Annotated in this window: 12 protein-coding genes and 1 pseudogene; 8 read left to right on the forward strand and 5 right to left on the reverse strand. The window is 69.0% G+C overall.

What is annotated here, in order from left to right:
* Positions 1–2: 2 nt before the first annotated feature.
* The 3 genes from A5732_RS19295 to A5732_RS19305 are packed head-to-tail and all read right to left on the reverse strand — an operon-like array spanning position 3 to position 1,566.
* Complete coding sequence (locus A5732_RS19295; RefSeq protein ID WP_076103051.1) at positions 3–434, reverse strand: DUF4247 domain-containing protein; 432 nt, start codon at positions 432–434, stop codon at positions 3–5.
* On the reverse strand, positions 431–937 hold the full coding sequence (locus A5732_RS19300) for a DUF2617 family protein (RefSeq protein ID WP_076051949.1): 507 nt from the start codon (positions 935–937) through the stop codon (positions 431–433). The genes A5732_RS19295 and A5732_RS19300 overlap by 4 nt, the downstream gene beginning before the upstream one ends.
* A gap of 17 nt (positions 938–954) precedes the next feature.
* Positions 955–1,566 carry a DUF4178 domain-containing protein gene (locus tag A5732_RS19305; protein WP_076103020.1) on the reverse strand — a complete coding sequence of 204 codons (612 nt, stop codon included), beginning with the start codon at positions 1,564–1,566 and terminating at the stop codon, positions 955–957.
* A 179-nt stretch (positions 1,567–1,745) separates the two neighbouring features.
* Between A5732_RS19305 and ruvC the strand changes: the two genes are divergently transcribed.
* The 6 genes from ruvC (at position 1,746) to A5732_RS19335 (ending at position 6,318) form a co-directional block, all read left to right on the forward strand.
* Entirely contained in the window at positions 1,746–2,312 is a 567-nt protein-coding gene (gene ruvC / locus A5732_RS19310; RefSeq protein WP_076051951.1) for a crossover junction endodeoxyribonuclease RuvC, read from the forward strand.
* Positions 2,309–2,914, forward strand: a complete 606-nt coding sequence (gene ruvA, locus A5732_RS19315; RefSeq protein WP_076103021.1) for a Holliday junction branch migration protein RuvA — start codon at positions 2,309–2,311, stop codon at positions 2,912–2,914. Before ruvC ends, ruvA begins: the two co-directional genes overlap by 4 nt.
* Positions 2,911–3,966 carry a Holliday junction branch migration DNA helicase RuvB gene (gene ruvB / locus A5732_RS19320; RefSeq protein WP_065056946.1) on the forward strand — a complete coding sequence of 352 codons (1,056 nt, stop codon included), beginning with the start codon at positions 2,911–2,913 and terminating at the stop codon, positions 3,964–3,966. Before ruvA ends, ruvB begins: the two co-directional genes overlap by 4 nt.
* 249 nt (positions 3,967–4,215) lie before the next feature.
* Positions 4,216–4,953, forward strand: coding sequence for a hypothetical protein (locus tag A5732_RS19325; RefSeq protein ID WP_076103022.1), 738 nt, complete (start codon positions 4,216–4,218; stop codon positions 4,951–4,953).
* A gap of 157 nt (positions 4,954–5,110) precedes the next feature.
* Positions 5,111–5,497 carry a DUF1304 domain-containing protein gene (locus tag A5732_RS19330; RefSeq protein WP_076051953.1) on the forward strand — a complete coding sequence of 129 codons (387 nt, stop codon included), beginning with the start codon at positions 5,111–5,113 and terminating at the stop codon, positions 5,495–5,497.
* 128 nt (positions 5,498–5,625) lie between these two features.
* Positions 5,626–6,318, forward strand: a complete 693-nt coding sequence (locus A5732_RS19335; RefSeq protein ID WP_076103023.1) for a hypothetical protein — start codon at positions 5,626–5,628, stop codon at positions 6,316–6,318.
* A 60-nt stretch (positions 6,319–6,378) separates the two neighbouring features.
* Here A5732_RS19335 and car read toward each other — a convergent pair whose 3' ends face one another.
* Complete coding sequence (car, locus tag A5732_RS19340) at positions 6,379–9,891, reverse strand: carboxylic acid reductase (protein ID WP_076103024.1); 3,513 nt, start codon at positions 9,889–9,891, stop codon at positions 6,379–6,381.
* Between the two features lie 152 nt (positions 9,892–10,043).
* Complete coding sequence (gene gabT / locus A5732_RS19345) at positions 10,044–11,384, reverse strand: 4-aminobutyrate--2-oxoglutarate transaminase (protein WP_076103052.1); 1,341 nt, start codon at positions 11,382–11,384, stop codon at positions 10,044–10,046.
* Between the two features lie 210 nt (positions 11,385–11,594).
* Here gabT and yajC point away from each other — a divergent pair, with 210 nt between their 5' ends.
* Positions 11,595–11,921 carry a preprotein translocase subunit YajC gene (gene yajC / locus A5732_RS19350; RefSeq protein WP_064951852.1) on the forward strand — a complete coding sequence of 109 codons (327 nt, stop codon included), beginning with the start codon at positions 11,595–11,597 and terminating at the stop codon, positions 11,919–11,921.
* A 105-nt stretch (positions 11,922–12,026) separates the two neighbouring features.
* A pseudogene (locus tag A5732_RS19355) lies at positions 12,027–12,583 on the forward strand (protein translocase subunit SecD); the annotation flags it as partial.

Here is a 12,583-nt window from a genome sequence, read left to right on the forward strand (position 1 = left end):
GTTCACTTGGTTCCGCCGGGGCCGCCGGGGGTGCCCCCGGCGCCGCCCGATGGGGATCCCGGGGAAAATCCGGGGCCGAGGAAGATGAAGGCGCCGTGGCTGTATCCGGCGCTCAGCGGCTCGACGCGGATGCTGCACGGGTAGGTGCCGTCGGGGCCGACGATCACGATGTTGTTGCTGTAGCGCAGGTACTCGGTCTTGCCGTTGTCGGCCCGCGCGTCCGGTTCGGCGTAGTCGGCGAGCGCGTCGGCCACCTGATCGGGCGACCCGGTGCACTGGTAGCGAGTCCCGTTCACGTCGCGGGCGTACTCGTGATAGTGGCCGGCGACATAGGACGCAATGTTCTTCTGCAGCAAGATGATTCCGAAGATCAGACACGTCACGCCGGCCGCGCCCAGCACGCCGGCGATCACGAACAGGCGGTTGCGGCTCACGGGCGCCACCGGCTGGCGGTGTGGACCACCGTTCCGCCGTTGCCGGCGGGACGCCCCGGATAGAGGTGCCAGGTCTGCCAGCGCCAGCCGGCGCCGTCGGATTGGGCGGCCAGCACGGTCAGCGCGGCGTCATCGCCGGGAAACGTGCCGCCGAGCCAGCCCGCCCAGTGGGCGCAACGGTCGCGCAGGTCGCGTGCGAGGCGGCGGAAGCTCGCCTCGTCGTGGGCCTCGGTGCGGGAGTGCAGGCGGTAGCCGGGCGCCTCGGTCCGCTCCGGCAGGTCGGCGCCGAGACTGCGTGCGGTGCAAGAGATTTCCTCGGAGAACTCGTGCCCGACGGCGACGACATGTGAGGCGCCGAGCACGCCGAGCAGCAGCGCGGCGCCGCCGTCGGGGTGGTCCAGCCGGCAGCTGGCCAGCGGCGCGGGTACGGGCGCGTTGAGCGCGAGTCCCAGCCGTTCGCCGGATACGTCGGCCGGGGTCACGGCGAGCTGATGAAGGGGCACCCAGGAGACCTCGTGCTCTACGCCGGGCTGGGTGGGGGCGCCGAATACACGGTGATCTCGCCGGGCGAGACGGACTTGCCCGTCGACACCTCCCAGGGCATGTCCGGGGCCCAGCGCTCGAACGAGAGCAGCGCCGAGTCGTCGTCGTTGGTGCAGTCGACGAACTCCATCTCGCCGCCGGCCGGCAGGCCGGTGGTGCCCTCGGTCGTGTAGGAGGCGCGGCCGCGTTCGGATTCGTGGAACATCACGCCGTCGACGACATAGGGGTCGCCGGGCCGCAGCGGCACATCCTTGCGGGTGACCCACATCGCCAGCTCCAGGCGCCCGTCGTCTTCCTCGACGCTGAACCAGATCGGCTGGTCGCCACCCTCCAGCAGGTGTTCCCACCAGACGAAGGGGCCTTCGCGAAAAGTGACCGAACCGCGCACGATGTAGTCGATGCCGCCGTAGCTGACGATGGCCCCGGGCCCGAGTTGACGGGGGCCGAACTGCGGCATCGCGTCGGCGGCCATGGGATCCTGGCGACCGCCCCGCTGGGCCGGTTGCTTCGGCCGCCGCAAAGCCACCACGAGCACCACGATGGACGCGATGAAGAGCACCACGGCGATCATGACCAGCAGAGATCCCACGCCAACTCCTCCGTTGCCACGTTGCTCGAGCGAACGTGGGGTAAAGCTAACAGCTTTTTCGCGGGTTCGGCGCCCTAACGTCACGGCGGGAATCGGCGGCACGGCCGCGTGTCCTACCCGGACCCGTCGGAGCCGGCCGCTAGGCTATCGAACAGCTGTTCTACTAGGTGGGAGCGGGAATGCGGGTGATGGGCGTCGATCCCGGCCTGACGCGATGCGGTCTGTCGGTCGTCGAAAGCGGGCGCGGGCGCTCGGTCGTCGCGCTGGACGTCGACGTGGTGCGCACCCCGTCGGACGCCCCGCTGGCCGAGCGGCTGCTGAAGATCAGCGACGCCGTCGAGCACTGGCTGGCCACCCACCGGCCGGACGTCGTGGCGGTCGAGCGGGTGTTCTCCCAACTCAACGTGTCGACCGTGATGGGCACCGCGCAGGCCGGCGGCGTCGTCGCCCTGGCGGCCGCCAGGCGCGGCATCGACGTCCACTTCCATACCCCCAGCGAGGTCAAGGCCGCGGTCACCGGCAACGGTGCCGCAGATAAGGCACAGGTCACCGCCATGGTCACCAGAATCCTTGAGCTGCAAGCCAAACCGACTCCGGCCGACGCCGCCGACGCGCTGGCGCTGGCGATCTGTCATTGCTGGCGGGCGCCGATGATCGCCCGGATGGCCGCCGCCGAGGCGATGGCCGCCGAGCAGCGACAGAAGTACACGGCCAAGCTGAACGCCAAGCTGAAGGCCGCGCGATGATCGCGTCGGTGCGCGGGGAGGTGCTCGAGGTGGCGCTCGATCACGTGGTGATCGAGGCCGCCGGCGTCGGCTACCGGGTGAACGCGACGCCGTCGACGTTGGCGACGCTGCGGTCGGGGACCGAGGCCCGGCTGATCACCGCGATGGTGGTCCGCGAGGATTCGATGACGCTGTACGGCTTCGCCGACACCGAGACCCGCGACCTGTTCCTGACCCTGCTGTCGGTGTCGGGGGTGGGGCCGCGGCTGGCGATGGCGACCCTGGCCGTGCACGACGCCGGGGCGCTGCGACAGGCGCTGCACGACAGCGACGTCAGCGCGCTGACCCGGGTCCCCGGGATCGGCAAGCGCGGCGCCGAACGGATGGTCTTGGAATTGCGCGATAAGGTCGGCGTCGGCGCGGCGGACGCACCGGCCGGTGCCGGCCACGCGGGTCTCAATGGCCACGCGGTGCGCAGTCCGGTCGTGGAAGCCCTTGTGGGCCTTGGGTTTGCGGCCAAACAGGCGGAGGAGGCCACCGACAAGGTGCTGGCCGACGATCACGACGCCACCACGTCGACCGCGCTGCGGGCCGCGCTGTCATTGCTGGGTAAGTCGCGATGACGGACGACTACGAGGACCGAGAGGTTCGGGAAGTCTCAGCGGCACTGGCGCCGGCGGAAGGCGACATCGACGTCAGCCTGCGACCGCGCTCGCTGCGCGAGTTCATCGGCCAACCGCGGGTGCGCGAACAGCTGCAGCTCGTCATCGAGGGAGCCAAAAACCGCGGCAACACACCGGATCACATTCTGTTGTCCGGCCCGCCGGGGCTCGGCAAGACGTCACTGGCCATGATCATCGCGGCCGAGCTCGGGTCGTCGCTGCGGGTGACGTCCGGCCCGGCGCTGGAACGCGCCGGTGACCTGGCCGCGATGCTGTCCAACCTGGTCGAGCACGACGTGCTGTTCATCGACGAGATCCACCGCATCGCCCGGCCCGCCGAGGAGATGCTCTACCTGGCGATGGAGGACTTCCGGGTCGACGTGGTGGTCGGCAAGGGCCCCGGGGCGACCTCGATTCCGCTGGAGGTGGCGCCCTTCACCCTGGTTGGTGCGACCACCCGGTCGGGCGCGCTGACCGGCCCGCTGCGCGACCGCTTCGGCTTCACCGCGCACATGGACTTCTACGAGCCCGCCGAGCTGGAGCGGGTGCTGGCCCGCTCGGCCGGGATCCTGGGCATCGAGCTCGGCGCCGAGGCGGCCGAGGAGATCGCCCGGCGCTCGCGCGGCACCCCACGCATCGCGAACCGGCTGCTGCGCCGGGTCCGCGACTTCGCCGAGGTGCGCGCCGACGGCGTGATCACCCGCGACGTCGCCAAGTCCGCGCTGGCGGTCTACGACGTCGACGAGCTGGGCCTGGACCGGCTGGACCGGGGCGTGCTCTCGGCGCTGACCCGCAGCTTCGGCGGCGGCCCGGTCGGGGTGTCGACGCTGGCGGTCGCGGTGGGCGAGGAGGCCACCACGGTTGAGGAGGTGTGCGAGCCGTTCCTGGTCCGCGCCGGCATGATCGCGCGCACGCCACGGGGCCGGGTGGCCACCGCCAAGGCCTGGACGCACCTCGGCATGACGCCGCCGGCGGGGGTCACCGGCCTCGGCCAGGCCGGGCTGTTCGACTAGCGGGGACCGCCCCGGGCCATTTCGCGGCCAAATCGTGACCTTTGCGCCGGGGCGGGCCCGAACGTTCGCCGGGCGCGACGTCCGGCCAGCTCAGACCGTCGGCGCCGCGGACAGCGCGGGCGCGCCCACCGCCCGCAGGAGACCGTTGCGTCGGCCCCAGCAAACATCAACCTGGGCCTGGCCGGTTACACCCAGGCGCCGTCGGGTAACCAGCCTCACACCAGACATACCTGTTTGAAGGAGGTTCCGATGAGGACCACGAGCCACGACTACGATCGCCCTCGCGCGCTGTATATGCCACGTTCCCGCGGCGCGCTAACCGGGTTACTCCTGATTCTTCTGGGTGCGTGGGGTGCACTCGTGCCGTTCTTCGGGCCCAACATCGACTGGGCGTACATGGCCGACCCGGCATGGACGTGGACCACGGCCAAAGGCTGGCTGGAGGTCCTTCCCGGCGCAGCGGCCGCGGTGGGCGGCTTGCTGGTGCTCATGTCCGGTAACCGGGCCAGCGCGGTGTTCGGCGGCTGGCTGGCGGTTGCCGGCGGCGCGTGGTTCGTGGTCGGGCGCGCGTTCGCGTCGACGCTCGGTATCGGCGACGTGGGTCAACCGATGGCGGCGACGGACCTGAAACGAGCCCTGCTCGAGGTCACCTACTTCACCGGCCTGGGCGCCCTGATCGTCTTCCTGGGCGGGGCCGCGGTGGCGCGTCTGGCAGTTCGCCACGCACGAGACGTCGTGGTGAGGGAACCGGCGCCGGTGGCAGGAGAGGCCGTCCCGGCGGCCGAACCGGCCATGTACGACGAGGGTCGCGTCCCTGCAGGAGCGCGGTCGGACACCATGGCGGCCGAGCCGGCGCCCCGCGGGCGCACGGGTGGCGGCCTGTTCCGTCGGCGCGCCGATGGCGAGGGTGGCGGCCTATTCCGCCGGCGCGCCGATGGCGAGGGTGGCGGCCTGTTCCACCGGCGCCACCACCACGCCGGCGCGTAACGCAGAATCCTCCAAGGCGGGAGGCCCCGGTAGCCCCGGCTACCGGGGCCTTATCGCGTCAGGCTGGCCCGGCCAACCGACGGTCGGTAATGTTCACCGGCCGAGATAAGCGAAATGTGGCCGCCGCCACGCGGGCCGCGACCAGCGAGGAGGAGCGATGATCACCACCGCGTTGGTGTTCGCCGCACTGGCGGCGTTGCTGCACGTCTACATCTTTGTGATGGAATCGTTGACCTGGACCTCGGAGCGCACCCGCGCCACCTTCGGCACCACCCCGGCCGAAGCCGAAACCACCAAGCTGCTCGCCTTCAACCAGGGCTTCTACAACTTGTTCCTGGCCATCGTCACCGGTGTGGGCATCGCCGCAGTTGCCCTGGGGGACATAGGGATTGGAGCGGCGCTGATCTTCGCCGGCGTCGGGTCGATGGCCGCGGCCGCGGTGGTGCTGATCGCGTCCGACCGCGACAAGGCGCGCGCCGCCGCGACGCAGGGCACCTTTCCGGCGATCGCCATCGTGCTCCTGCTGCTAGGCCTTCAGCAGTAACACCAGTCCCACCAGCCTCAAAAGCCACGGCTACCGGTGGCTTTCGCCTTCCTCGTGGGTTACTAGTGGAAGGCGCTGGGTAACCATCCCAGGCCGGAAATCGACCCGGTATTCAACGAGGGGATGTCATGAAATACGCAGAAGACGGCCAACCCCGCGGGCTGAGTATGCCGCGCTCGCGCGGCGCGGTCAGCGGATTGCTCCTGGTCATGTTGGGGGCTTGGGGGGCGTTAATACCGTTTGTTGGTCCGCACTTCAATTTCGCCTACACACCGGACCGGGACTGGGCATGGAGCACGGCCCGGGGCTGGCTGGAGGTGGCGCCCGGAGCGGCCACCGTGCTGGGCGGCCTGTTACTGATCGTCGCCGGCAACCGGGTCGCCGCCATGCTGGGCGGTTGGCTGGCCGTGCTGGCCGGAGCTTGGTTCGTCGTGGGCGGCCAGGTCGCCCCGTTGTTGGGAATCGGCTCGGCCGGTGATCCGATCGCCGCGACCGACCGCAAGCGCGCGGTGCTCGAGGTCACGTACTTCTCGGGTCTGGGCGCGCTGATCATCTTCGTGGGTGGCGTGGCGCTGGCGCGCACCGCCGTGCGCCTGGCCCGCGACGTGCATCCGGTGGCGGGCGAACCCGTCGCCGCGGCGCCGGGCATTGAGCCCTACCGGGATTCGGTCTACGAGCCGGCCGAGGTGTCCTCGGGCGCGCTGACCAAGCCGCGGTCCGCGGCGGACCCCGAGCCTAAGCGGGGATGGCGCAAGAACCGCGCCGGTGCGGGGGCCGGGGCTAACGCCGCGTACCTGCGCTGGCCGCACCCGCAGCAGTAGTGCGCCGGCCAATAGCAATCGCCCAGTCCCGCAACGGGACTGGGCGATTGCGTTTTGCCGTTAGAGCAGTCCGAGCAACTGCAGGTTGGTGATGTACTTGACGATGACCGGCGCCGACACATGCGGAATGTCTTTGTCGGGGCCGATTTTCGCTTCCTGCACCGCGGCGCGGAACACGTCCGTGGGTGCGATCGAGCCGTTGATCGGTTTCTCCGGCTTCTGGTAGTTGTGCAACAGCGGCAGCAGCGAGTACTGACGCTGCCGATCCGGCAGGGCCCGCAGCGAGGTCTCGAACCGTCGCAGCCACTCGGAGTAATCGGGGATGCGCTCGATCGCGTACCCGGCCTCGACCAGCCAATCGATGTACTCGTCGAGTCCGATGCCGTCGTCGTACGGGTTCATCACGTGGTACGTCTGGAAGCCGGTGTCGCTGTCGGTGATCTGCGTTCCCAGCGTCGAGATCGCCGCGGCGATGAACTCGACCGGCAGCCCGTCGTAGTGTGCTGGCTGCCGGTTGCCGTCGGCGTCGAGCTCGTAGAACGAACCGGGCGCGATACCGGTGGCGACCAGGCTCAGCATCAGCCGGGTGAACATGTCCGGCAGGTTGAGCTGCCCGGCATAGGTGGTGTCGGCCAGGATCATGTCGCAGCGGAACACCGTGACGGGCAGGCCGCACAGGTCGTGTGCCTCACGCAGCAACACCTCGCCGGCCCACTTGCTGTTGCCGTAGCCGTTCGCGTAGTTGTCGTTGATCTCGCGGGTGGCGCTGATCTGCCGGATGTCGGCGTTCTCGACGAACTTGCCTGGCTGGATCTGGTCGCCCACACCGATCGTCGACACGTACGTGTACGGCTTTTGCTTGGACGTCAACGCAATTCGGATCAGCTCCGCGGTGCCCAGGGCGTTGGGACCGAACAGCTCGCTGTACGGCAGCACGTGGTTCACCAGCGCCGCCGGGTCGACGATGACGTCGACCGTGTCGGCCAGTCGCTGCCAGGTCTGCTGGTCCAGGCCGAGGTTGGCCTCGCCCTTGTCGCCCGCGATGACCTCGAGGTGGTCGGCGGCCAGCTCCTGGTAGTGCGCCAGCAATTTCGGGTCGCCGCTATCGAAGGTCTTGTCCAGCCGGGCGCGTGCCTCCTCGTCGGACTTGGCCCGCACCAAAGCGATGACCTTGCCGTCGACCATGTCCATCCGCTCGAGCCACTCCAGTGCCAGGTAGCGGCCCAGGAATCCGGTCGCGCCGGTCAACAGCACCGTGCGCACCTCGCTCGTCGGCTTCGGCAGGCTCGGCGCGCCGGCCAAGATGGCCTCGTCGAGGAATTTGTCCAGCGTGAGGTCACTGGCGTGCACCGTCGTGGCGCCGCGTCCGTGCACGGCGGCGAACGTCGGCCGCTTGGAGCCCTGCCGCTCTGCCTCGATGTAGGTGGCGATGGCCGCCAGGTCGTTGGCCGGGCTGACGATGACACCCACCGGGACGTCGACGTCGAAGATCTCGCGCAACAGGTTGCCGAACGTCAACGCCGACAACGAGTCTCCGCCCAGATCGGTGAAGTGGGCGTCGGGGGACAGGTCGCTGGTCGCGGCCCCCAGCATGGCGGCTGCGGCCCGGCTCACGGTCTGCAGCACCGGCGCCTCGGCGCCGCTGCGGCGCAGTTCGGCCAGCTCGTTGGCCTGTCCGGCCGCCAGGTCGGCGTAGATCTGCTCGAGCCGTTCGCCGTAGTGCTGCTTCAGCTTCGGCCACGCCAGCTTGCGGATCCCGGTCAGCAGACCGTTTTCCAGCGTGAACGGGGTGGTCTCGATGATGAAGTCGCGCGGCACCTCGTAGGACTGCAGGCCGGCCTCTCTGGCGACCTTCTGCAGCGAATCGGCGATCTTCGGCTTGAGCGACTCAATGTCGTTGTCCGCCAACACCTCTTCGGTCGGCACCACGACGGCCAGCAGGTAGGGCTGGGCGCTGTTGCCGTAGACGTAGATCTGGCGGATCAGCGGGCTGTTGCCGAACACCGCCTCCAGCTTGGCCAGCGTGACGAACTCGCCCTGTGCGAGCTTGAGCACGTTGTTGCGGCGGTCGACGTACACCAGCCGGTTCGGAGCGATCTCGGCGAACACGTCACCGGTGCGGTAGTAGCCGTCGTCGTCGAAAACGTTGGCGGTGGTCTCGGCCCGCTTGTAGTAGCCGGGGAACATGTTCTCGGTCCGCAGCAACAGCTCGCCGCGCGGGTGCGGGCGGTCGGTGCCGAAGTAGCCCAGGTCCGGAACGTCGACAAGCTTGTAGTCGATCACCGGCGGGCGCTGAATCTCCCCGTCGAACAACACCATTCCGGCCTCGGTCGAGCCGTAGCCGTCCAACAGGTGCATCTGCAGCAGCGACTCGGCCCACTTCTTCAACTCCGGTGAGGTGGGCGCGGAGCCCGTCATCGCGAAGATGAACCGCCCGCCCAGCAGGTACTGACGCTGTTCTTCCAACACCGCGGCCTCGACGGTTTCGCGGTCCCCGCCGTCGGCCAGCCGGCGCTCGACCTGGCGCTGGAACTCACCGAACAGCGTCTCCCAGATGCGCGGGACGAAATTCATCTCGGTGGGCCGCACCAACTCGAGGTCCTCGAGCAGGGTGGACAGGTCGCTGCGCGCCGCGAAGTAGGCGGTGCCGCCATTGCCCAACGTGCCGTAGAGGATTCCGCGCCCCATGACGTGGCTCATCGGCATGAAGTTGAGGGTGATCGACGCGGCGCTCTCGCCGAACCAGTTCTTGCTGCCGCGCCGCCACATCTTGCCGACGTTGCTCTGCGGATACATCGCGCCCTTGGGGGCGCCGGTGCTTCCGGAGGTGTAGATCAGCAGCGCGAGTGAGTCCTCGTCGGTCAGCTGCTCGGGAACGGGAGGCAGGTCCTTGCCGCGCTGCAACACGTCGGCGAGCTTCTCGACGACCACGCCGGTGCCGGCCAGCCGCGCGACGGCGCTGTCCACGGCCTCGCGCTGGTCGTCGACCTCGGGCTGGTAGTCGAACACGACGAGCTCGCCGGGCAGGTGCTCGCCGGCCAGGATCAGCTCCACGGCGTCGGGCAGCTGATTGACGCTCGAGGCGATCAGGCTGGGCTCGGTCTCGGCCACGATCGGCAGCAGCGACGAGATCGCCGCGCTGGTCTGCAGCGGCACCGACACGGCGCCGATGGTGCCCAGCGCGATGTCGATGGTGGCGTAGTCGACGCTGTTGAAGCCCAGCACGCAGACGCGGTCGCCGGGGCTTACCGAGTCACTGGCCCAGGCGCGGCCGAGGGCCGAAACCCGTTCGCCGAGTTGGCCATACGTGACGGTCTCGAAGCGCGGGAGCAGCTCGGCCGACGTCCGTCCGGTCTTGGCGTCCTTGACGAACTCCACGACGCGCTGCGCCAGTGCGGGCCGGTCGGCGTAACCGTCCAGCACGGTCCGGATGATCTGCGGCAGCCGCAGCCCGGGCTGTTCGGTGGCAGCGGTGATCGCCGGGTCCGGTCGGGCGGCGGCGAACTGGGGGTCGTTGGCAATGAGTTGCTCGATGCGGCGCTCGAGTTCTTCGTCATGAATAGCAGTCGACATAAGAGGTCCCTTGCAAATGAAAGTTAGCGAGTCAATTTGCGCTGTCCGCGCTGACACATAGAACGTTAGCTAAAGTAACGGTATTCCACCATGATACGGCCCTTGTGGCGTTTGTGAGATTGCCCACGCCGGGTGCGGGCGCTTGGCCAGGCTTACAGGTCGCGCAGGAGTCCGCCGAGGATTTCGATGCCCTCGTTCAGCAGCTCGTCGCTGATGGTCAGCGGCGGCAGCAGACGAATGATGTTGCCGTACATGCCGCAGGTCAGGACGATCACGCCGGCCGCGGCGGCCGCGACGGTCAGCTTCTGCGTCAGTTCTTTGTCGGGCTCGGCGGTCCCCGACTTCACCATTTCGATGGCGATCATGGCGCCCCGACCGCGCACGTCGCCGATCCGGTCGTCGCCGGCCTGCAGGCGCAGCAGTGGTTCGGTGATCAGGCGTTCCAACTGCCTGGCCCGTTCGATCAATCCGTCGTTCTCGATCGTCTCGATGGTGGCCAACGCGGCCGCGCAAGCGAGGGGGTTTCCGCCGAAGGTGCCACCCAAGCCGCCGACGTGCGGCGCGTCCATGATCTGCGCCCGGCCGGTGACCGCCGACAGCGGCAGTCCGTCGGCGATGGCCTTGGCGGTGCAGATCAGGTCGGGCTCGATGCCCTCGTGCTCGCACGCGAACATGGCGCCGGAGCGCGCGAACCCGGTCTGTACCTCGTCGGCGATGAACACCACGTCGTTCTTGTGGCACCAGTCCAGCAGGGTGGGCAGGAAGCCCTCGGCGGGAACGATGAACCCGCCCTCACCCTGGATCGGCTCGATGAGCAGGGCGGCCAGGTTGTCGGCGCCGATCTGGCTGTCGATCACGTTGATGGTGCGCGCGGCGGCCTTTTCCCCGTCGGTGGCCAGTTCCTTGTCGATCAGGCCGTCCCGGTAGGGGTAGGACAGCGGCGCGCGGTAGACCTCGGGCGCGAACGGGCCGAAACCGCTCTTGTAGGGGGCCGACTTGGCGGTCAGCGCCATCGCCAGGTTGGTGCGGCCGTGGTAGGCGTGGTTGAACGCCACCACGGCGGGCTTGCGCGTGTACGCGCGCGCGACCTTGACGGCGTTCTCGACCGCCTCGGCGCCGGAGTTGAACAGCACCGAGCGCTTCTCGCCGGATCCCGGGGTGATCCGGTTGAGCGTCTCGGCGACGGCGACGTAGGACTCGTAGGGCGTCACCATGAAGCAGGTGTGGGTGAACTCGGCCACCTGCGCGCGCACCGCTTCGACCACCCGGGGTGACGAGTTGCCGATGGTGGTCACGGCGATGCCGGAACCGAGGTCGATCAGCCGGTTGCCGTCGACGTCCTCGATGATGCCGCCAGCGGCACGCTTCACGAAGACCGGCACCGAGACGTTCACCGCGTGCGACACCGCCGCCGCGCGGCGCTTGGTCAGTTCCAGCGATGCCGGACCGGGGATCTCGGTGACCAGCTGGCGAGTCTGCTCGAGGCTGGCCACCACATAACTCCTCCCCGCGGCGCGCGCGTCACGTCGCATCAAAAGCCTATCGACCTTGGCGCCCGCGGGCACTCCGTGCACCGTGGCGGTCGCCCGCGACCCGCGGCCTGCCAGACTGAACAGGCACACTGGACCGTTACGAGGTGCGCGACGCTCGAGTCGTACCGGCACCGTAGCCCCGATAATTTAGAACGAAAGACAGGCGCGTCCATGCAAAGTTTGATCCTGTTCCTGCCGTTCCTGCTCATCATGGGCGGGTTCATGTACTTGGCGTCGCGCCGGCAGAAGCGCGCGATGCAGGCCACCATCGACCTGCACGAGTCGCTGCGTCCCGGCGACCGGGTGCACACCACGTCGGGCCTGCAGGCCACCGTCGTCGCGATCACCGACGACACCGTCGACCTGGAGATCGCACCCGGCGTGGTGACCACCTGGATGAAGCTGGCGATCCGCGACCGGATCCTTCCCGACGACGACGAAGACCTGGCCGACGGCGACGACTCCGCCGACGAGGACTCGATCACCAAGGATTTGTGACGGGGATTCCCCACCGATCTCTGGACCGCTTGCGCAACGGGCAAGTGGGGGCCACGTAGGCTCTGTCCGGGGTAACGAACCGATTTTCGAGGAGATAGAAGGAACGTGGCATCGTCTTCGGCGCCGGTGCACCCTGCCCGCTACCTGTCGGTCTTCTTGTTATTGCTCGTCGGCGTCTACCTGTTGGTGTTTCTCACCGGGGACAAGCGGGCCGCTCCCAAGCTCGGTATCGACCTGCAGGGCGGCACCCGCGTCACACTGACGGCGCGCACCCCGGACGGCTCGAAGCCCAGCCGTGAGGCGTTGGCGCAGGCCCAGCAGATCATCGGCGCCCGGGTCAACGGGCTCGGCGTCTCCGGTTCGGAGGTCGTGGTCGACGGCGACAACCTGATCATCACGGTCCCCGGGAACGACGGCAACGAGGCCCGCAACCTTGGCCAGACCGCTCGCCTCTATATCCGGCCGGTGCTCAACTCGATGCCGGCCCAGAGCGCCGAGCCCAAGCCGCCGGCGCGCCAGCCCGCGGGCGGTCAGCCGGCACCCGGGCAGCCCGCACCCGGTCAGCCGGCCCCGGGGCAGCCAGCACCGGGGCAGCCCGCCCCGGGGCAGCCCGCTCCCGCTCAACCGGCCCCCGCTCAACCCGCTCCCGCCCACCCGGGCGC

Origin of the sequence: Mycobacterium colombiense, assembly GCF_001953985.1 — a bacterium.
Lineage (GTDB): Bacteria > Actinomycetota > Actinomycetes > Mycobacteriales > Mycobacteriaceae > Mycobacterium > Mycobacterium colombiense_B.

Coding starts and splice junctions, on each gene's coding strand:
- ruvB (WP_065056946.1), top strand. CDS start 2,911: ATGACGGACGACTACGAGGACCGAGAGGTTCGGGAAGTCTCAGCGGCA.
- ruvC (WP_076051951.1), top strand. CDS start 1,746: ATGCGGGTGATGGGCGTCGATCCCGGCCTGACGCGATGCGGTCTGTCG.
- A5732_RS19325 (WP_076103022.1), top strand. CDS start 4,216: ATGAGGACCACGAGCCACGACTACGATCGCCCTCGCGCGCTGTATATG.
- A5732_RS19335 (WP_076103023.1), top strand. CDS start 5,626: ATGAAATACGCAGAAGACGGCCAACCCCGCGGGCTGAGTATGCCGCGC.
- yajC (WP_064951852.1), top strand. CDS start 11,595: ATGCAAAGTTTGATCCTGTTCCTGCCGTTCCTGCTCATCATGGGCGGG.
- ruvA (WP_076103021.1), top strand. CDS start 2,309: ATGATCGCGTCGGTGCGCGGGGAGGTGCTCGAGGTGGCGCTCGATCAC.
- car (WP_076103024.1), bottom strand. CDS start 9,891: ATGTCGACTGCTATTCATGACGAAGAACTCGAGCGCCGCATCGAGCAA.
- A5732_RS19330 (WP_076051953.1), top strand. CDS start 5,111: ATGATCACCACCGCGTTGGTGTTCGCCGCACTGGCGGCGTTGCTGCAC.